The organism is Chitinophaga rhizosphaerae (assembly GCF_003958645.1).
GTDB lineage: Bacteria > Bacteroidota > Bacteroidia > Chitinophagales > Chitinophagaceae > Chitinophaga > Chitinophaga rhizosphaerae.
In genome coordinates this window covers 269932-290840 of sequence record NZ_RXLO01000006.1, presented here as the reverse complement: position 1 = coordinate 290840, position 20909 = coordinate 269932, and the positions used below count along the sequence as shown (strand labels likewise).

The following is a 20909-nucleotide window of genomic DNA, read 5'->3' as shown; positions in this document are numbered from 1 at the left end:
GCCATAGCCGGGTCTGTCCAATTTTTGTTTCCGGATAGATCAAATCAGAATTTCATGTTGAATCGAATTATCGGGTTTTCCGTGAGGAATAAACTCGTTGTTGCGCTGTTTACCATCGCGCTCATCATCTATGGTATTTTCGAACTGTTCAAACTCCCCGTGGATGCGGTTCCGGATATTACCAACAACCAGGTCCAGATCATCACCGTTGCGCCTTCGTACGGCGCTACCGACATCGAGCGGCTCGTCACTTTCCCCGTGGAGCAGGCCAGCAGCAATATTGCGGGCATCAGCGAGATCAGGAGCTTCAGCCGCTTCGGGCTTTCGCTTGTGACATTGGTGTTCGACGACGGGGTGGATATCTACTGGGCCCGCCAGCAGGTATCCGAACGCCTGGCGGCGATCCAGGCCTCCATCCCCGACGGGATCGGCAAACCCGAAATGGGGCCTATCTCCACCGGACTGGGAGAAATTTACCAATACGTCGTCCGCCCGAAAAAAGGGTTCGCGTCCCGGTACGATATTACCGAACTGCGCACCATCCAGGACTGGATCGTTCGCCGGCAATTGCTGGGTGTGAAGGGCGTGGCGGAAGTGAGCAGTTTCGGCGGAAAGCTGAAGCAATACCACGTGGCCGTGAACCCCGCCAGGTTGCAGGCGTACGGCGTCACTATTGCCGACGTGTTCAACGCTCTTGAAAACAATAACGAAAATACCGGCGGCGCCTACATCGAAAAACAGGCGACCGTGCTGTACATCCGGAGCGAAGGGCTCATCGGCAGCCGGGAAGACATCGGGAACATCGTGGTGCGGAATGGTACCGCCGGTGCGCCGCTGCTTATCCGCGATGTGGCGGATGTGCGGATCGGGTCGGCTACGCGGTACGGGGCGTTGACATACAATAACGAAGGCGAAGTGTCCGGCGCCGTCGTCATGATGCTGAAAGGCGCCAACAGCAATGTGGTGATCGAAAATATCAAAGCTAAAATCGCGGAAATACAAAAAACATTGCCGGAAGGCGTGGTGATAGAGCCTTTCCTCGACCGTACCAACATGGTGTCTAACGCTATCAAAACGGTGGAGGTCAATTTGATGGAAGGTGCGCTGATCGTCGTGTTCGTGCTCGTGATCTTTTTGGGGAACCTGCGCGCGGGGCTGCTCGTGGCGTCGGTCATCCCGCTGTCGATGCTTTTTGCCGTGATCATGATGAATTTTTTCGGCGTGAGCGGCAACCTCATGAGCCTCGGTGCGCTGGATTTCGGGCTGATCATAGATGGCGCCGTTATCATCGTGGAGGCGGTCATGCACCAGTTGAGCCACAGCAAAAAAATTGCGGGCGTGTTGCAGTTGTCGAAAGGGGAGATGGACGGCGAAGTGAAGAGCGCCTCTTCCAAAATGATGAACAGCGCCGTTTTCGGGCAGATCATCATTCTCATTGTGTATTTGCCCATTTTTACGTTGCAGGGGATCGAGGGCAAGATGTTCAAGCCCATGGCGCAAACGGTGGCTTTCGCGCTGCTGGGGGCGTTTCTTTTATCGCTGACGTACATCCCGATGATGAGCGCCGTGGTGCTCAGCCGGAAAGTCAAAACGAAGCCCAACCTGTCAGACAGGGCCATGGAGCGGATCGAAAATGGATATAAAGGATGGCTGATGAAGGCGCTGGCCATTCCCAAAACCATCGTGGGCATCGTGGTGGTAATGTTCATAGCGGCCATTTTCATCCTGACGCGGCTTGGCGGGGAATTCATCCCGTCGATCGAGGAAGGGGATTTTGCGGTGGAAACGCGCGTCCTGTCGGGCAGTAACCTCCAAACTACCATCGCTCATGTGCAGAAAGTGGCGGGGATCCTGAAGAGCCGGTTCCCGGAAGTGCGCAACATCGTCACCAAGATCGGCAGCAGCGAAGTGCCCACAGACCCCATGCCAATGGATATAGGCGATATGATCATCAACCTCAAACCCAAATCGGAATGGACATCTGCCCGCACGTTCGACGAGCTGTCCGAAAAAATGGGGGCCGCGGCATCGGAAGTGCCGGGCGTCACCACCAGCTTCCAGTTCCCCGTGCAGATGCGCTTCAACGAACTGATGACGGGCGCACGGCAGGACGTGGTCTGCAAGATATTCGGTGAAGACCTCGACACGCTGGGCGTCTACGCCAAACGGCTCGCCGGTATCGTGCGCACGGTCAAAGGCGCTACGGAACTGTATGTAGAGCAGATCACGGGCACGCAGCAAATCGTCATTACATACGATCGCGCGGCCATCGCGCAATACGGCCTGAACATCGCCGATATCAACCGGAACGTGAACGCCGCGTTCGCCGGCCAGAGCGCAGGGCTCGTGTTCGAAGGGGAAAAGCGCTTCGGGCTGGTAGTGCGTTTGCAGAACGACCAGCGGGCAGACATCCGCCACGTGCAGAACCTCCTCATCCCAACCCCTGCCGGCACGCAGGTCCCGCTGTACCAGGTGGCGTCGGTGAAGCTGATCGACAGTCCCAGCCAGATCCAGCGGGAAAACACCCGCCGCCGGATCCTCGTAGGTTTCAACGTGAGCGGCCGCGATGTGGAAAGCATCGTGGAGGAATTACAGGGGAAGGTAGCCAGGGCCGTCAAACTGCCTGCCGGATATTCGATCGGTTACGGCGGTTCTTTCGAGAACCTTAACGAAGCAAAGGCGCGCCTGTCTGTAGCCGTGCCGGTTTCGCTGGTCCTCATCTTCCTGTTGCTGTATTTCGCTTTCCATTCCATCAAATACGGCCTGCTGATCTACACGGCCATTCCCTTATCCGCCATCGGCGGCATTTTCCTCCTCGCCCTGCGCGGTATGCCTTTCAGTATCAGTGCGGGCGTGGGTTTTATCGCGCTGTTCGGGATTGCGGTGCTGAACGGGATCGTGCTGGTGGCGGAATTTAACCGCATCAAGGAATCAGGAGAAACCGATATGCGGAAAATTGTGACCCGCGGCACCGTTACGCGGTTGCGCCCCGTGCTGATGACGGCTTTCGTGGCATCGCTGGGTTTTTTGCCCATGGCGCTCAGTAACGGTGCGGGTGCCTCTGTTCAGCGGCCGCTGGCTACGGTGGTGATCGGCGGCCTGATGATCGCCACGCTGCTGACGCTGTTCGTACTGCCGGTCCTGTATGTGGCTTTCGAAAAAGGGGGGAACTTGAATATAGAAAAGAAGAAGCTCGCGGCCGGTGTGGTACTGCTTTTGGCAGCTATGCCCTCGTTCGCGCAGCAACCTATCCGCCTCGATGCCGCGCTGGAATCCGCCGTTCGCAATAACCTCCTGGTGCAGAACCGGCGCTTGCGGGCGGAACAGGCGAAGGAATTGATGAAGACGGCGGTAGATCTGCCGAAAATGGCCGTGGGAGCCGAGTATGGGAAGTTTAACAGTCCGTTGGCGGACAACAGGATCTCCGTGACCCAAAGCTTCAGTCTTCCCTCGCTGTACAACCGGCAAAAGCGGCAGTTGGCCGAAGAATGGAAATCCGCGCTCCTGGAAACGGAATTGCAGGAAGTGGAAATCCGCAGGCTGACGACCGGTATTTTCTACGAATTGCTGCTCATGACCGAGCGCGAAAAGCTCCTCCTGCAAATGGATTCCACCTACAGCGCGTTTCTCCGCGTAGCCGCGCTGCGGCTGAAGGCGGGTGAAACGAACATCCTCGAGAAAGCCAGTGCCGAGAACCAACTCCTCCAGCTGCGGATGCTCCGGAAAACCGTAGGGCAGGAGCGGGCGCTGTTGCAGAACCAGTTCATGCTGCTCCTCCATTCCAGGGAGCCCCGCATGCCCGAATCGGCCGCCTTCAAGCTTGAAATGCCGTTGCCGGATACCGCCGGCCTGGCAGATCATCCGTTGCTGAAATGGCGCCGCCAGCAGGAAGCCGCGGCCGGTGCGGCCGTGCAGGTACAAAAAGCGAAGCTGCTGCCCGATCTCAGCGCGGGGGTCAATAACCACAGCATCCGCGACGGTGTGCGATACGGGTGGGGCGACCGGTTCAATTCGTTCCAGTTGGGTGTGGCCGTTCCCGTGTTCACAGGTTCGCAGCGCGCAAGGATCAAATCCGCCAAAACCGGTCTTCGCATCGCGCAAAACGAAACCGAATACCAGGCGGCCGCGCTGGAAGCGGAGCTTGCCGGGGCAATGGTGCGGGTGAAGCAGTTCCGCGACATCGTGAACGATTTCGAAACGGGCGCTTTGAAAAACGCGCGGGAAATCACCGCCACGCTGAACCGGCAACTGCAGGAAGGGGAAATCAATTATCTCGAGTGGACCGTCCTCAACCAGCAATCCCTCGGCACGCAGCTCGACTACTTCGATGCCGTTAACAATCTCAACAACAGCATTATCCAATTGCAATACCTGTTAGCTGATTAATTATGAAACACAATATCATTTTCAATAATGCCTTCGCAGCGGCGCTTTGCCTGCTGCTCGCCGCCTGCGGAAATGCCCCGGAAGCGCCTGGAGACGCGCCGGTGGCAGCGGATACCGATGTGGTGACCCTCACGGCGGAACAACGCAAACACGTAGACCTTCAGACCGGCCGCCTGTCCGAACAAAGCGTGAGCGGCATCCTGCGGCTCAGCGGACATGTAGACGTTCCTCCGCAAAACATGATCTCCGTGAGCACGCCGCTCGGCGGCTACCTGAAATCTACCGGCATGATGCCCGGTACGCTCGTCAGAAAAGGGCAATTGCTCGGCGTGATGGAAGACCCCCAGTTCATCCAGCTGCAACAGGATTACCTCATGTCGAAAAACCGGCTGGAGTTTGCCCGGAAGGAATTCGAACGGCAGAAAGAGCTCAACAGCAGCAAAGCCAGCAGCGATAAAGTCATGCAACAGGCCGAAAGCGAATACCGCAACATGCGCATCTCCACCCGCGCGCTCGCCGCCAAACTGGCGCTGATCGGCATCGATGCAGACCGGCTCACGGAAAATAATATCTCGCGGACGGTCAATATCCTGTCGCCCATTAACGGCTACGTCAACAAAGTGAATGTCAACATCGGGAAATACGTGACCCCGTCCGACGTGATTTTCGATCTTGTAAATCCGGAAGATATTCACCTGAACCTGACCGTTTACGAAAAAGACCTCGCCAAACTGTCTATCGGCCAACCTGCGTTAGCGTACACCAACGCCAGGCCCGATCAGAAGTACGAAGCGGAAATTATCCTGATCAGTCATTCCCTGAACGAGAACCGCAGCGCCGAGGTGCATTGCCATTTCCGGAAGTACGACAAAAGCCTTGTGCCGGGGATGTACATGAATGCCGAGGTGCGGTTGAATGGCATGGTAGAGAAAGTGTTGCCCACGGCGGCTTTCGTGAATTTCGAGAACCAGGATTATGTGTTCGTGCAGGAAGGCGAGCGCTCTTTCCGGCTAACGCCCGTCACCAAAGGGCAGGAGGGCGAAGGGGTTACCGTGGTGGCATCGCCCGGACTGGAAGGGAAAACCATTGTGACGGCCGGCGCGTATTCCCTGCTGATGCAGTTGAAGAACACGGCAGAGTGAGGGTGGGAACGAAATCAGAAACCCCGGGGGCCCAGGCCCCCGGGGTTTCTGATTGGTAGAAGCAGCCCCAGGAAGGGGCCGCGGCTGTATGAACCAGATATGTCGCATCAATACGACAATCGAACGATCCTGTTGTTTTGTTGCAGGTCAACCTTGAAAAAGTTGCCCACTGGCATACTGGTGAACGGATCGATGTTAAGGATATCGGAGACCGGCCTGGAGTTGAATAATACTAAGCAAGAGTTTAGTGTTGAATTGACGGAAACTGGTGCGATTATATCAACCCACCCGTTTCCCCAGTATCTTCAATCCCACTTCTTTCCCATCGAGCTCCGCGATGTCGGGCAGCGTGCCCCAATCTTCGAAACCCAATGAATGGAATAGCCGCAAACTGGGAATGTTGTGCGCGAAAATAAATCCCAGCAAGGTTTTTACACCGAAGGAGGATGCGTGTTGGATGGCGTATTTCAGCATTTCCCTGCCGAAACCTTTCCCGCGGAAATTTTCGTCGAGGTAAATACTGATTTCGACGGTGGCGTCATAGGCGGGCCGGCCGTAGAACGACTGGAAGCTGATCCATCCCACCATGTCTTTTTCTTCGTTTTCCACCACCCACAACGGCCGCCGCTCCGGCGTATGGATATCGAACCAGTGTTGCCGGCTTTCGGTGGGCACGGGATCCGTATCCGCCGTCACCATCCGCGATGCGATGGTGGAATTGTAGATGGCGACGATGCGCGGGAGGTCTGCCTGCAAGGCGTTTCTATAGGTCAATATGTGCATGCTGCCGTTTTTTCAGGTGGATTTGCGAACGATGAGCTCGGTTTTCAAAACTTTGGGGATGGATTTCCAGCCGGCCACCGCCTCGCACCACTTCATCCGCGAACACGATGCGGATGCCTTTGCGCCGGAAGATCTTCAAATGGTCGTAGTTCCGTGTTTCGCGGGTGATGGAGACGAGCATCCCGGCTACCTGGTTAGCCGGCATCACGCGGGTGTTCGCCACTTCGGTTTCATCGCTTTCGTCGGACTGGCAGATGACCGTGGCGTATCCCGCATTGCCCGCCATGTTCCGCTGATCATCCAGCTTCTCCGCCAGTTCCGGCACAGCCTGCCGCGTGTATGGTTTCACGCTCCTGTGGCCCGTCAAAGCCCGCGAAACCGTGGATTTGGACAGGTTCAGCTCCCCGGCGATATCAATGAAGGTTACCTGGTGCCTTGTCATGACGCTAAGAAACGAATTATTTCAATTGGTGGGAAAAGTCATTTAACTAAACAAGCCCGTCAACACGGAAAAACTCCTGATAGCATTGGCGCACCGTTCAACAAATGTGCCCGCCGCCATATGCGCGGTACGGTGTTACGCATAGCTGCGCAACCCTGTTAAAACGCATAAATCCCGCTACATGAGCGGGATTCGTGCGTAATTACCCTACAGTTTTTTAACATGCCGGAAGGGCGCTCGTGCAACCGGATCGTTTTGGTGCATGATGGCGTTATTGTCCTTGCGAATTCGGGATAAAGGATCCCCTGAGCCGGTGAATCCCCAAAAGAAAATAAATGGTTGGTTTTTGAATTACGGTTGTTTTTCGGTTGATCTGCTGCCCTGTCTGCCGGCGTATTATTTCCATACTAAATTGAAAAATCTTTTCTAATTTTTGCATGATGGCCGAATAAACCGTAAATTTTCCGGTGAAAAGCCTGGTTTTGGCATTTTTGCCGGATGGGCCGGGCCGGCGGTGGCCGGAAAGCCGAACTTCTTCCGGTTCCATATTTTCAACTTTTTGCCATGCAAGACATAGATCAGACGGATCTGGAGATTTTGCGCCTCCTCCAGCGCAACGCAGAGCTGACGAACAGGGAGATTTCCGGCAAGCTGCACAAGTCGGTAGCCGCCGTCCACGAACGGATCAGGCGCCTCAAGCAGCAGGGCTTCATCCGCAGGATCGTGGCCATCCTCGACCGCAAAAAGGTCAACCGCGGCCTCATCGCCTTCAGCCATGTATTATTGAAAGACCATTCCGCCCACACCCTCAGCTCTTTCGAGAACGAAGTGGTAAAATTCCCGGAAGTGATGGAATGCTTCCAGATGACGGGCACTTTCGATTTCATCCTGCGCATCGCCACCGAAGACATGGACGCTTACCACGTTTTCTACCGCAAACTCGCCACCCTGCCCAATATCACGACGGTGCAGAGCTTTTTCGTGCTGTCCGAAACCAAAAGCGATACGGCCTACCCGCTGTAATCGCCGGTACAACCATTGCATTTCCGGGGGATTTTGGCGAGGTTTGCGGCACTTTATTTCATCACCAATTGCGTTTCCTTGAACGACGACGGTCAACTTACTGACGCTCCTGCGCTTTTCAGCCGGATCGCCTCCGGCGACGAAGCCGCGTTCCGCGAACTGTTCGGGCTGTACGTACCCCGGCTGCAGGCCATGGCTTTGCGCATCACGGGGTCGGCGGCGGTGGCGGACGACCTCGTGCAGGAAACCTTCCTCAAAGTATGGGTCGCGCGGGACCAGCTTACCGGGCTGGAGCAGCCGGGCGCCTGGGTGCGGAAGATCTGCTTTTTCCTGGCCGTGAACCACGTGCGCCGGCAAGCCCTCCGCGATAAAGTCATGGACCACATCGCCCACGAAAAGGACGCCTCCGGCAAATCGTTACCCGTGGCGGAAATGGTGGAATTCAGGCAGTTGCTTTCCCTGGTGGGCGACGCTGTTGACCGCCTGCCGGAGAAACAACGCCGCATTTACCGCCTCAGCCGGGAAGAGGCGCTCACGATTGCCGAAATCGCCGATCGCATGGGCCTCGCATCCAGCACCGTGAAAAACCTCATGGTGATGGCGCTCAAAAATATCCGCGTTTCCCTTCAAAATGCCGGGTATCCATTGTCTGTCCTCGTTTTGATCGATATTCTCCTCTGATTGTATCCCCGGACGAAAAAAACTTTGATTTTTTTCGGTACTACCTGTCTGCCCGATTGTCTGGTATAGATAAGGGGAACTAAAACATCATCGTTTACCTGATCCCGAAATGCATGGAAAAGCACAACCGCTTACAATATTTGCTGGAACGCATGGCCAGTGGCGCCGCTTCGGATGCCGAGCTCGGGGAACTGCAAGCCCTCGTCGACCACGGCGATTCCGCTATCGGCGAAGCCGAAAGCTGGCTGGAAGCTGCCCGGCCCGAAACGGCCCCGCCTTTCGACCGCCAGCACTGGATGCAGGTGGCCGACCGGATCCTGGCGGCAGACAAACGCCCGGCCGATGAAGCCGCCCCGCCGAAACTGCGCGTGCATTTCCTGCACCGGTGGTGGTCGGCCGCGGCGGCGGTATTGTTCGTGGCCGCAGGGGTTTGGTATTTCAACCGCCATCAGCCCGTACCCCAACCGATGGTGTCGGTGAACGCCCCGCCAGACGTGGCGCCTGGCAAAAACGGCGCCATCCTCACGCTTTCCGACGGCTCGCAGCTGGAGCTGGACAGCGCCGGCAACGGCCTCATTTCCCGCCAGAGCGGGACGGCCGTGGTGTTGGGCAGCGACGGATTGCAGTATACACCGGAAGACCCCGGGGCAGGGGAGCTGAAATATAATACCATCGCCACTTCCAAGGGGCGGCAGTTTACGGTGACCTTGCCGGACGGGTCGAAAGTGTGGCTGAACGCGGCCAGTTCGTTGCGGTTCCCGGTGGCGTTCAACGGGGGCGAGCGTGCCGTGGAACTTTCAGGGGAAGGATATTTCGAAGTGGCGAAAGATGCCGCGAAGCCTTTCCGGGTGAAGGTGCCGGGGAAGTTGGACCTCGAAGTGCTGGGCACTTCCTTTAACGTGAACGCCTATGCCAACGAACGGAACAGCTATACAACATTGGTGACGGGCGCCGTGAGGATCGCGCAGGCAGGGAATGCCGCGGGCGCTATGGTGCTGAGGCCTGGAGAGCAATTGCAGGCCGGCGGGAACGGAATGGAGGTGATCCCCGGCGCAAACCTGGATAAAGCCGTCGCCTGGAAAAACGGGCTGTTTAACTTCGACGGGGCCGGGCTGCGCGACATGATGCGCCAGCTGGAACGATGGTACGACCTGGAAGTAGTGTATGAAGGAAATGTGCCCGATGTGGTGTTTTTCGGGGAAATGAGCCGGAAACTGAAGCTGTCTGACGTGTTGAGCGGCCTGGAGCGGTCGGATGTGCATTTCAGGCTGGAGGAAGGACGGCGGCTGGTCGTGATGCCTTAGTAACTATTTATCCCTATATCATAAATCAGAAAAATCATACATGGACTAGTAAATATCAACTAAGATCGGTCAGCCGGAAATAAAAAACGGAAGTGCTGCGAACACTCCCGTAAAAGTTTGCCGGGTGATAAAAAACGGGTTACGAGACCTCCATTTCTAACAACCAAACGTTGCAAATCTATGCAAAAAACTGCTTACTGGAGCCGTTGGGAATTGCCATGCCGGTTCCCAGCCAAAATCCTCCGGATCATGAAAATTACCAGTGTTCTCCTTCTCGCCATTTGTTTACATGTATCAGCCAGCACGTATTCCCAGTCTGTTACTTTCTCCGGAAGGGAAGTACCGATGAAAAAGGTTTTTGCGGCCATCAAGCGGCAAACCGGGTACGTGGTTTGGGGTAAGTCCGACCTGCTGCGCCAGGCAGGCACCATTTCCGCATCCGTGCAGAACATGCCTTTGCTGAGTTTCCTGGACCTCATCGTCAAAGACCAGCCGTTCCAATACAGGATCGCCGACAACACGATTTTCCTGTACGGGAAGTTCGATCCCGTTCCCGCAGAAGAGGAGCAGGCCGTAAAGGAAACCCCCATCACCGGGCGCATCATCGACAGCACCGGTGTTCCGCTCATCGGCGCCACGATCGTGGCAACCGGCGGCGGCCGCTCCGCCATCACGGATGCAGACGGCAAATTCACCATTCCGGTGAATGAAGGGAGCGTGGTGCGCATCAGCTTCATCGGTTTCAAAACCAGGGACGTGACCATTTCGGCACGTATGCTGGAAAGCGGCACCATGGGCAATTTGGTCCTTTCCATGATTTCGTCCAACCTCACCGAACTGAACGTTACCGCCAATACCGGTTACCAGTCGATCCCCAAAGAGCGCGCCACCGGTGCATTCAGCGTGATCACCGAAGAAACGCTGGGCGCCCGTATGCAAACGAGCCTCATCAGCCGGCTGGAAGGCGCGGTGCCGGGACTTTTCCTGCAGAACGGAGCGGTGAACCTGCGGGGGATTTCTACGCTGTACGGTACCCAAAGCCCGCTGTTCGTTGTGGATGGTTTCCCCTATGAAGGAGACCTCAACTACCTCAACCCCAACGATATCGTGAACGTCACCGTCTTGAAGGATGCCGCCGCCACCTCCATCTACGGCACCCGCGCCGCCAACGGCGTCATCTCCATCACCACCCGCCACGGCAGCGCCCGGAAACTGACGGTCAATTTCAGCAGCACCGCCTTCCTCACGCCCAAATCCGACGCGGGTTACCTGAACTTTATGAATTCGAAGGAAATGGTAGACATGGAAGTAGAACTCTTCCACAAATGGCATCCTTCCTTCAACGACAGGCTCCAGCGCTCCGGCAAAAGCAAAGTGAAAGAGGCGCTCTACGATCACGAACAGGGCAATATCACGAAATCCCAGCTCGACGATATCCTCGATAAGCTCCGCAGTTACGACGGTCAAAGCCAGGTGGAAGACCTCTACATGCGCAACCAATTCAAACACCGCGAGAGCTTTTCCGTCAACGGTGGTACCGACGCCCATCAATACAATATTTTCATGAATTACACCGGCAGTTCCGGCTATGGATTGCGCGATCGCGACGAAGCCGTGAACGTGGGATTGAACGATCGCGTGAAAGTCTTCAAATGGCTGGATGCGGAAATCGGTATGATGACCAATATCAGTAATGGAAAATTCACCCGCGAAGGCCCTACGCAATACTATACCAACCTGCCGTATGAGATCATGCGGTACCCAGACGGCAGTCCGGCGCCCTTCACCAAACTGAAATCGCCGTTCGAAAACAAACGCCTGGTGGAAGTTGGTTTATATGATGAAACGTATTATCCGCTGGAAGAAATGGATAGGGCCAGGATATCGAGCTGGTCGAACCACGTGCGGATCCAGGGCGGTTTTACGGCAAGAATCATCCGTGGGCTGACGCTCGATCTGAAATACCAGACGGAAAGAGGCTCCAGCTACGGCAAATCCTACTACACCCCCACGTCTTATTACACCAGGCGCATGATCAACGATGCGGCGCAGATAGACAACAACGGGGACCTCATCAAAAATATTCCCGACGGCGGGCAGATTTTCGAAACCAGGGCCTCGGCCAAATCCTATACCGCCCGCGGCCAGCTGAACTTCGACCGGGAAGTGGCGCCCCGTCACCGTTTGACCGCTATCGCCGGTACGGAATGGCGCGCCATCTCGAACAGCGCCACGAAGCTGTCTAAAATGGGGTATAATGATAATAACCTCCAGTTCCAGCCCATCAACGAGGTGCAGCTCGGCAGCCTTAAAAATACGCAGTCGCTCGATGGCACCTTCTTCTGGGGCTTCAACGACGATACTTACTATCGCTACGGAGAAAACCGCTACGTATCGTTTTACGGTAACTTCGGGTATACGTTCGACGGCAAGTATAACCTGACGGGCAGTGCACGTGTCGATGATTCCAACCTTTTCGGCGTGGCCACCCGCGACCGCCGTTTGCCGGTATGGCACCTGGGCGCCAGCTGGCGTTTGACGGAAGAGGACTTCATGAAAAACATCAACTGGTTGAACAACCTGGCCCTCCGCACCACTTACGGCCTGGGCGGTAACGTGGCGCAGACGGCCGGGCCGTACCTGCAGGCTTCGTCGAGCTTCTTCAACGATGCCCGCGCCAACGCCACAGACATCCTTTATCCGCCGAACGGCAACCTCCGTTGGGAAAAAACGGCGAGCACCAATATCGGGATCGATTTTGCCGTGTTGAACAACCGGATCTACGGTTCGGTGGATTATTACATCCGCAAAACGACCGACCTGCTGGGCGAAAAACTGACGGACCCCACGAACGCGTTCCCTTTCGCCCTCATCAACTACGGCAGCATGAACAACAAAGGGCTGGAAATCGCGCTCAACACCCGCAATTTCGAAAGCCGGGATTTCAACTGGAACACGATGCTGAACCTGACTTTCAACAAAAGCCGGATGACGGATATCAACCTGCGCAACCCCGACTACCGGACGCTTACGCAGGGCTGGGGCGTTAACCGCATCGGTTACCCCATGGATGCGGTGTTCAGCTTCCGCTATGCCGGCCTCGACCCCACCAACGGTACCGTGATGGTATACGATGCAGACGGGAAAGTGGTGAAGAACTACGACCAGTCGGGCACCGTGGTGGCGAACATGCAAGACGTCAACGGCCTGGTGTACAGTGGTACGCTCCGGCCCAAATGGACCTCCGGTTTTACCAATACCTTCAATTACAAACAACTTACCCTCCGCGTGATGATGATCGCCAACGGGGGGCATGTGCTTCGCGACGTAGCGAGCCCCATCCAGAACAATTTCGGCAGCCGGAACGAAGACAAAAGGCTGATGAATTTCTGGCGCAAGCCCGGCGACGAGCGGAACCCCAATACCATGCCCGCTCCCGATCTGAACGCAGATGGCCGCGAATATTACACGCTGATCTGGTTTGCGGCAGACCGGAATGTGCTGAAGGGAGACTATCTCAAAGTGAGAGACATCTCATTGTCGTACGATTTCGCGAAAATGCTGCAATCCGTCACCAAACTCTCCTCCGCCAAATTTACCCTGCAGGTGCAGAACCCCTTCTCCTTGTTCCGTAACGATCAGGGGATAGACCCGGAGGCATACCAGTTGGCGAGCCAATATGCCAACAGGACGCTTTGGGTTTCACGCGTTTATATGGCCGGAATCGACATCACTTTCTAAAACCTGGGACCATGAAGAAATTACATCTGTATATCATCAGCATAATGGCACTGTCTGGGTGCGACAAATTCCTGGACATCAAGCCGAAAGATAAATTCATCCCCACCACGGTCACCGATTACGAGAATATGCTCAATTCCGGTACCATGGTGAATTACGGGGACATGTACTGGGACCTCCTGTCTGACGACGCTTTCCTGCCGGAAGGGGAACCCGGCAACCTGTATTCGGCCCGGCAGGTTTTTGCCCGGCTTATTTACAAGTTCAACCCTTCGCCGTACGACCAGGGAAATAACGATTATACCTGGAGCGAAGGGTACAAGCGTATCTTTTATTGCAACAGTGTCATCAACAATATCATGGACGCTACGGAAGGTACCGATGCGAGCCGGCGCAGTATCCGCGCCGAGGCGTACCTGGGCCGCGCCATGGAGCACCTGTTGCTGGTGAACACCTATGCGCAGCATTACGACGGCGCTACCGCGGCCACTACGCCCGGCATCCCCATCGCGCTGATCGCCGACATCAGTGCCAAATTCAGCCGGAACTCCGTGCAGGAAGTGTACCAGCAGATCCTCAGCGATCTGAATACCGCAGTGGCCGACCTTCCCCTGAAGAACAGACCTACGAAGTTCAGGGCCACCAAAGCAGGAGGGTACGCCGCGCTGGCCCGTACCTACCTTTTCATGGGCGATTATGCCAACGCCAGGAAGAACGCCGACCTGGCGCTGGGCCTGCAAAGCGAACTGAAGGACATGAATACCTATCAGATCATTGCGCCGGGGCCTTTCCCCAACGTGCCCGGTGCTCCCGTGGGCTGGACGAACATCCCCGATGCGCAACTGAACACGGAAACCATCGTGGCCAGGCACTTCCTGCGGCCGATGGGCCTCGGGCAATATGTGTGCGCTTCTCCTGATCTGACGGCCCTGTTCACCAACGACGATAAGCGCTGGACGCTGTACTATGCAGACGGCTGGCCGCCGGCGCCGCCGTTCAATTACATGGACCGCTATGGCGTGAAGATTTTTCTCCGTGGTGATTATTACAACAATTTCCTCGGGGTTCCGGAAATGTACCTCGTGCGCGCGGAATGCCTGGCGCGCGAAGGGAAGCAGGCCGATGCGCTGGCAGACATCAACAAGCTGCGCCTGCACCGCATTACGCCGGCGGCGTACAAAGCCTTTACCCCGGCCGATTTCGGGAGCGATGCGGAACGCGTGCTGCGCTTTGTGCTGGAAGAAAGACGCCGGGAGCTCGCCTTCACGGGCATCCGCGTGATCGATCTGAAACGCCTGAACAAAGAGCCCCGATTCGCCAAAACCATCAAACATACCGCGGAAGGCATGGTCTACGAACTGCTGCCCAACAGCAAGGAATACCTGCGCCAGCTGTGGCCCAACGCCACCGTGTTCAACCCGGACTGGCCGCTCAACCCGTAATCTCCAAACCAGCCACATACCTTGATCGGCGCCGGTGAATGCCGGCGCCATCATCCTCCCTTTGCGAAAAATAACGAACATGCAAGACAACATCGTTAAGATAGAAGGGCTATCCCACCGCTACAGCAAAGACTGGGCGGTGCAGGATATCAGCTTCGACATCAACCGGAACGGCATCGTGGGGCTGCTCGGCTCCAACGGCGCCGGAAAATCCACCACCATGAACATCCTCTGCGGTGTGCTCAGTCAAACCCGCGGCCGCGTGCTCATCGATGGCATCGACATGCGGGAACATCCGGAAGACGCTAAAAAGCGGATCGGGTTCCTACCGCAGAACGCGCCGCTATATCTTGAGCAGACCGTAGACGAATACCTGACCTATTGCGCCCATCTCCGCCTCATCGACAAGCGGAAGATCAAGGCGGCGGTGGATGTGGTGAAGGAACGCTGCGGTGTGGCGCACTTCAGCAACCGGCTCATCGGCAACCTCTCCGGCGGCTACCGCCAAAGGGTCGGCATCGCCCAGGCCATCATCCACCGGCCGCTGCTGGTGGTGCTCGACGAGCCTACCAACGGCCTAGATCCCAACCAGATCCTGGAAGTAAGGCAACTCATCAGGGAAATCGCGGCAGACAGGGCGGTGATCTTCTCCTCCCACATCCTCTCCGAAATCCAGGCCACCTGCCAGGATATCATCATGATCGAAGGCGGGAAGATCGTGTTCAAAGACACGATGGATACGTTCAACAACTACATCGAGCCGGACAGCCTGGTGGCTACGATGGAAAACCCGCCCTCCGCCGGGGAACTGCGGTCTATTGCAGGCATTAAGGAAGTACAGTTCCTGTCTGACAAGACCGTCAGGCTGCGGTTTGAGCCGACGGCAGACATTGCGGAGCATATCGTGGAAACGAGCGTGCTGCGGAAGTGGCGCCTCCGGGAGATCGCGCTGGAGAAAAGCTCGCTCGACGCCATTTTCGCCCAGTTATCCAACAAAACATTTAAATCCGCCGTACCATCATGAAAGTCATAACCAGAATAGCCCGCCAGGAGCTGAGCCTCCTGTTCCATTCGCCGGTGGCCTGGCTCATCCTGATCGTTTTTCCCATCCAGATCGGGGTCAATTTCATTTATTACCTGCAAATGATCGGAAGGGCGCAACGGATGGGCAACCATTTCAACGACGTCACCTCCATGGTATTCTCCGGCCTTCAGGAAGGGTTTTATCCCGGCGTGAAAGGCACGCTGTACTTCTACATCCCGCTGCTCACGATGGGGCTCATCAGCCGGGAGATGCACAGCGGTTCCATCAAGCTGCTGCTGTCGTCGCCCATTAAAGTGAAAGACATCGTGCTCGGGAAATATATGGCGATGATGGGATACGGCGCCCTGTTGCTGCTTATCATCTGCGCTTACGCCGTGGCCGGATCGTTTTTCATCACGAATATCGACTGGTCTTTGCTCGTGTCCGGCGCCATCGGCCTGTACCTGCTGATCTGCGCCTATTCCGCCATCGGGCTGTTCATGTCGTCGCTCACAACCTACCAGGTGGTGGCGGCCATCAGTACCCTGGCGGTGCTGGCTGGGCTTAACTTCGTCGGCGGGCTTTTCCAGGGCAACGATACCGTAAGGCATATCACGTATTTTATGTCGATCGCGGGGAGAACGGAAAAATTCATTTTCGGGTTGATCAGCACGCAGGACATCGTGTATTTCTGCATCGTCATCGGGTTCTTCCTGGCCATCACGGGCATGCGGCTGCAAGACCAGCGGGAGGCAAGGCCTGCCATGGCCCGCGCCGCGAGGTACCTCGGGCTGGTGTGCATTTGCTTTGTAACCGGCTATCTCAGCAGCCTGCCGGCGTTGACGGGGTATCTGGACATGACGGCCACCAAAAACCACACCCTCGGGCCGCAAAGCCGTGAACTGATCGCGCAGATGGAACATCCGCTGAAGATCACCACCTACGTCAACATCCTCGATCAGAATTATTACCTCGGCGCACCGGAAAAGAAAAGCGAAGACGAACGTATCCTCACGCCTTACCGCCGGTTCATGCCCGATATGCAAATGGAGTACGTGTATTATTACGATTTCTCCAACAACGAAGGACTGTATAAAAACTACCCCGGCGAAAGCGATGCCGCCATCGCCAAAAAAGTGGCCGATATCCAGGACCTGGATTATAAAAAAGTGATGAAGCCGGAAGATGTGAAGAAGGTGGTGGATTTGAAATCCGAAGAAAACCGCCTTGTGCGGTCGCTGCAATACGGCGACAAACAAACCTTCCTCCGCTTCTACAACGATCTCCGCATTTACCCCGGCGAGCAGGAATTCACCGCTGCGCTGAAGCGCCTGGTGACGCCGGAAGAGATCCCCGTGGTCACGTTCCTTCGCGGCAATGGCGAGCGCAGCATCACCAAAGCCGGCGACGGGGCGTTCCGCACCTTCGTGAATGAGCTTACGTTCCGTGGCGCGCTCGTGAACCAGGGCTTCAACGTGGATACGGTAGACCTCACGAAGCAGGATATCGCCGCTACCACGGATGTGCTGGTGGTCGCCGATCCCCAAAGCGCGTTTGCACCCGAAGTGCAGCGGAAGCTGGACGCCTACCTGGCCAGCGGCCGGAACCTCCTCGTGATCGCGGAGCCCGGTTCCCGGGAAGTGCTCAGGCCCCTGTTGCGGCAGCTCGATGTGCACCCCGGCGATTCCGCCGTACTGGAAGAAAGCCGCGACTATGCCCCTGATTTCTTGCTGGCGCGGTTTGCAGACAGCGCAGGCGCCATAGCGCCGCAGTTGGGAGGTTTTCAGGCGAGCGGTGGCATCGTATCCATGGCGGGCACCTTGCCGCTGCGGTTCGGTTCCGCAACGGGTTTCCGTACCATTCCACTGCTGAAAGCGAAAAACAACGAAGCGCTGGCCGTAGCCGCCCAAAGAACGGTGAACGGAAAAGCCCAGCGCATCATCGTAACGGGCGACGCGGATTTCATGAGCTCCGGCGAACTGGGGCGCCGCAAACCCATGGTGTGGAACCAGCCGCTCGTAACCGAAATGTTCCGCTGGTTCACCTACGGCGATTTCCCCGTCAACACCGGCGCCATCCGGTCGAAAGACGCGATCGATACCACAGATAAAGGTATCATCACCATGAGAATAGTTTTCTTTGGCCTCATCCCCGGATCGCTCCTGGTATTCGCGGCGTTCTTGCTGCTGTACAGGAAGCGGAGGTAGTATTGCAGTGGATATAAAACACGCAGCTGCAGGCCGTATGCTTGCAGCTGTTTATCGAAAAGGAAGCAAAGCCCGCTCAGTTCGAGCGGGCTTTTTGTATGGGGCAGTTGTGTTAAAAAATGGAACGCCTACTCGTCTTTCAGGCAATGCAAAGGGTTGGCCCTGGCCGCTTTCGCCGTCTGAACGCCGATCGTGGACCATGCCGCCAGCAGCGCAATGATGGCCGCGCCCAGAAAGTAAAGCGGCGTAAGCGCAATGCGGTATGCGAACCCGTTGAGCCAGTTTTTCGTGAGGAAATAACTGATGGGGATGGATACTGCGATGGAAATGAGGACCACCTTCGTAAAACCGGCCGACAACACATAGAAAATATTCCCGTTGCTGGCGCCCAGCACTTTGCGGATACCGATCTCCTTCACCCGCCGCTCCACGCTGAACGCCGCCAGCCCCAGGAGCCCCAGGCAGGAAATGACGATCGCCAGTACGGTAAAGTACCTCGACAGCGTGGCCACCAGCTTTTCCAGGGTGTACTGTTGCTGGTAAGCCGTATCCAGGTAATTAAGATTGAGCGTATAGCCGGGATTGAAACGACCATAAAATTCGCTCATCCTGCTGATGGTGGCAGGCTGATCATGTTCCTTCACCCGTACCATCACCAGCGCCGTAGCCTGCGGTTGCAGCGAGAACAGGAACGGCTGGATCTTTTCGTGCATCGAGTTGTAATGGAAGTCTTTTGTGACGCCGATGATCGTTCTCGGGTTATTGTCGAGGTAGATCGTTTTGCCGACGGGGTCCGCGATGCCCATCATTTTGATGGCGGCCTGGTTGAGGATCACACCGGCGGAATCCGTTCCGAAGTTTTTGCTGAACGTTCTGCCCTGGGCCATCTGGATGCCGAGGGTTTCCAGCGCGTCGTAATTGACGGGCATTTTGTGGAAACGGATACGGTCGTCGGCGTTCTTACCGTTCCACCGCACTCCCGGCCCCGGCAGGAACGCGGGCATGATGATATTCTGCTGCACTGTGCTGGCGTTCACCACGCCGGGAATGGTTTTCAGCTCGCTGAGGAACGCGCCTGTCCGCTCGGCCACCCGTCCTTCCATCTCGAAATACATGATATTGTCCTTATCGAAACCAGGCTGTTTGTTTTGCACGAACTGCAGTTGCTGATACAGGACCATGGCCCCAACGATGAAAATGATGGAGACGGTGAACTGGAACGCGACCAATCCTTTCCGCACCCACGATTCCCCTGATCCACCGCCGGATCTGGCGCGGAGGGTCGACGCCACGCTGAACCGCGAGAGGTAAAATGCCGGATAGCTGCCCGCTACAACCCCCACTGCCATGGTGATCCCGAAAACCGCCAGCACCAGTTGCCAGCTGAATTGAATGGCTACGGCCCGGCCCGCGATGCGGTCGAACTGCGGGAGGAACAGCGCCACGAGCAATAATGCGATGAAAAGCGCCGCGAAGCTCATGACGAGCGATTCGCCGATGAACTGGAAGATGAGTTTATGCCGGCCGGCGCCCATGGCCTTTTTGATGCCGATCTCCTTCATCCGCCGCGAGGCTTTTGCGGTGGAAAGGTTCATGAAATTGATGCAGGCGATCAGGAGGATGAATGCCGCGATGATGGAAAACAGCCGGACATATTCGATCCTTCCGCCCGATTGTACCCCGTTTTCATAATTCCCGTAGAGATAGCCGTCCGAATACTTGCTGAGGAACAGCCGGGAAGGGAAGGGGGTGTTTTTATCTTTTTGCGCGATGAAATTTTCGATCTTTTGCTGGAACTCCGGGAGGTGGGTTCCCGGCTTCAGGACAACGAACGTCTGGAACGGTCCCGACCGGAAATCTGCCGTGGCCGGCACGAAATCCTTCCAGGCATCCAGCGGGAGCACGAAGTCGAATTGCTGGGTAGACGATTCGGGCTGATCGGCATACACGCCCGATACGGTGCAGGTCTTCATGAAAGTCAGCCATTTCCATTCCAGCGTTTTCCCCATGGCGTTATCGGCGGATTGGAAGAGTTGTTCCGCCAGGCGTTTCGACAGCGCTACCGAATTCTTATCCGCCAGCACGCTGGCCGCGTTTCCGTGGATGAGGGGGAAGCTGAATATCCGGAAGTAATCCTTTCCCGCGAAATTCCCGCTCGCGCCCATCACTACATTGTTCCGGCCGATATTGAATTTTTTGAACCATTCCGGCGGCGTCATGGTCACGGCATATTCGACTTCCGGCATGTCGGACCGCAGCGCATCGCCCAATCCGCCGCCGGTTCCGGTAACAGTGTTGATGCGGCCGTCCTGTTCGCGGTTGACCCTTACCTGGTACAGCCGGCTGCCGTTTTCGTGGAAACCGTCTACCCGCAACTCCCCGGAAATCCAGAGGTAGATCAGCAGCGCCACGGCCAGTCCGGTGGAAAGCCCCACCAGGTTGATGATGAACGTGGTTTTGAAGCGCCTGAAATTGCGGAGGGTGATCTGGAGGTAGTGTCTGAACATGGATAGAACGTTTATGGATATCTGAACGATGGAATTTCCCGGTTCAGGGAAGATGCAGGAGCGGGGATTTTCCATAAACTTTTTTTCCGGGAGGTGAGCGGCAGGAAAAGCAAAGCCCCTTCGGGAGGAAACCCCTTCGGTTTGTTATTTACTGAACAAATATAATCGCCCGTCACTGCATTTTCTACCCGGCCCGCTGAACAAACCCCATGAACTTTTGAACAAAG

General features: G+C 56.2%; 13 protein-coding genes. 9 read left to right on the top strand and 4 right to left on the bottom strand.

The genetic code is table 11. From position 1 onward, the window contains the following. Window positions 1–54 precede the first annotated feature (54 nt). A complete protein-coding gene (locus tag EJ361_RS16200; RefSeq protein WP_126246684.1) occupies window positions 55–4386 on the top strand; it encodes a CusA/CzcA family heavy metal efflux RND transporter in 4332 nt (1443 codons plus the stop codon). A gap of 2 nt (window positions 4387–4388) precedes the next feature. After that, entirely contained in the window at window positions 4389–5528 is a 1140-nt protein-coding gene (locus tag EJ361_RS16195) for an efflux RND transporter periplasmic adaptor subunit (protein ID WP_126246683.1), read from the top strand. A gap of 279 nt (window positions 5529–5807) precedes the next feature. Here EJ361_RS16195 and EJ361_RS16190 read toward each other — a convergent pair whose 3' ends face one another. From EJ361_RS16190 to EJ361_RS16180, 3 genes are all read right to left on the bottom strand, one after another. Next, window positions 5808–6311 (bottom strand): GNAT family N-acetyltransferase, encoded by a 504-nt coding sequence (locus EJ361_RS16190; protein ID WP_240646647.1) that lies wholly within the window; start codon window positions 6309–6311, stop codon window positions 5808–5810. Further along, window positions 6292–6753 carry a LacI family DNA-binding transcriptional regulator gene (locus tag EJ361_RS16185; protein ID WP_126246682.1) on the bottom strand — a complete coding sequence of 154 codons (462 nt, stop codon included), beginning with the start codon at window positions 6751–6753 and terminating at the stop codon, window positions 6292–6294. Before EJ361_RS16185 ends, EJ361_RS16190 begins: the two co-directional genes overlap by 20 nt. A gap of 271 nt (window positions 6754–7024) precedes the next feature. After that, a complete protein-coding gene (locus EJ361_RS16180) occupies window positions 7025–7300 on the bottom strand; it encodes a hypothetical protein (RefSeq protein ID WP_126246681.1) in 276 nt (91 codons plus the stop codon). Between the two features lie 17 nt (window positions 7301–7317). On the opposite strand from EJ361_RS16180, the gene EJ361_RS16175 reads away from it, so the two are divergent. The 7 genes from EJ361_RS16175 to EJ361_RS16145 all read left to right on the top strand — a co-directional run bounded on the left by EJ361_RS16175 (window position 7318) and on the right by EJ361_RS16145 (window position 18175). Next, window positions 7318–7776, top strand: a complete 459-nt coding sequence (locus EJ361_RS16175; protein ID WP_126246680.1) for an Lrp/AsnC family transcriptional regulator — start codon at window positions 7318–7320, stop codon at window positions 7774–7776. Window positions 7777–7854: 78 nt separating this feature from the next. After that, entirely contained in the window at window positions 7855–8457 is a 603-nt protein-coding gene (locus EJ361_RS16170) for an RNA polymerase sigma factor (protein ID WP_164714290.1), read from the top strand. Between the two features lie 113 nt (window positions 8458–8570). Then, the gene (locus EJ361_RS16165) at window positions 8571–9761 is read left to right on the top strand and encodes a FecR family protein (RefSeq protein WP_126246678.1); all 1191 of its coding nucleotides are present in this window, start codon (window positions 8571–8573) and stop codon (window positions 9759–9761) included. Window positions 9762–10010: 249 nt separating this feature from the next. Continuing rightward, the gene (locus EJ361_RS16160) at window positions 10011–13502 is read left to right on the top strand and encodes a SusC/RagA family TonB-linked outer membrane protein (RefSeq protein ID WP_164714289.1); all 3492 of its coding nucleotides are present in this window, start codon (window positions 10011–10013) and stop codon (window positions 13500–13502) included. Between the two features lie 11 nt (window positions 13503–13513). Next, entirely contained in the window at window positions 13514–14944 is a 1431-nt protein-coding gene (locus tag EJ361_RS16155) for a RagB/SusD family nutrient uptake outer membrane protein (protein ID WP_126246676.1), read from the top strand. 79 nt (window positions 14945–15023) lie between these two features. Beyond that, on the top strand, window positions 15024–15968 hold the full coding sequence (locus EJ361_RS16150; RefSeq protein ID WP_126246675.1) for an ABC transporter ATP-binding protein: 945 nt from the start codon (window positions 15024–15026) through the stop codon (window positions 15966–15968). Next, entirely contained in the window at window positions 15965–18175 is a 2211-nt protein-coding gene (locus EJ361_RS16145; RefSeq protein WP_126246674.1) for a Gldg family protein, read from the top strand. The genes EJ361_RS16150 and EJ361_RS16145 overlap by 4 nt, the downstream gene beginning before the upstream one ends. Window positions 18176–18303: 128 nt before the next feature. Here the strand turns inward: EJ361_RS16145 and EJ361_RS16140 are convergent, their stop codons facing one another. Beyond that, window positions 18304–20682 (bottom strand): ABC transporter permease, encoded by a 2379-nt coding sequence (locus EJ361_RS16140; RefSeq protein WP_164714288.1) that lies wholly within the window; start codon window positions 20680–20682, stop codon window positions 18304–18306. Window positions 20683–20909: the final 227 nt, after the last annotated feature.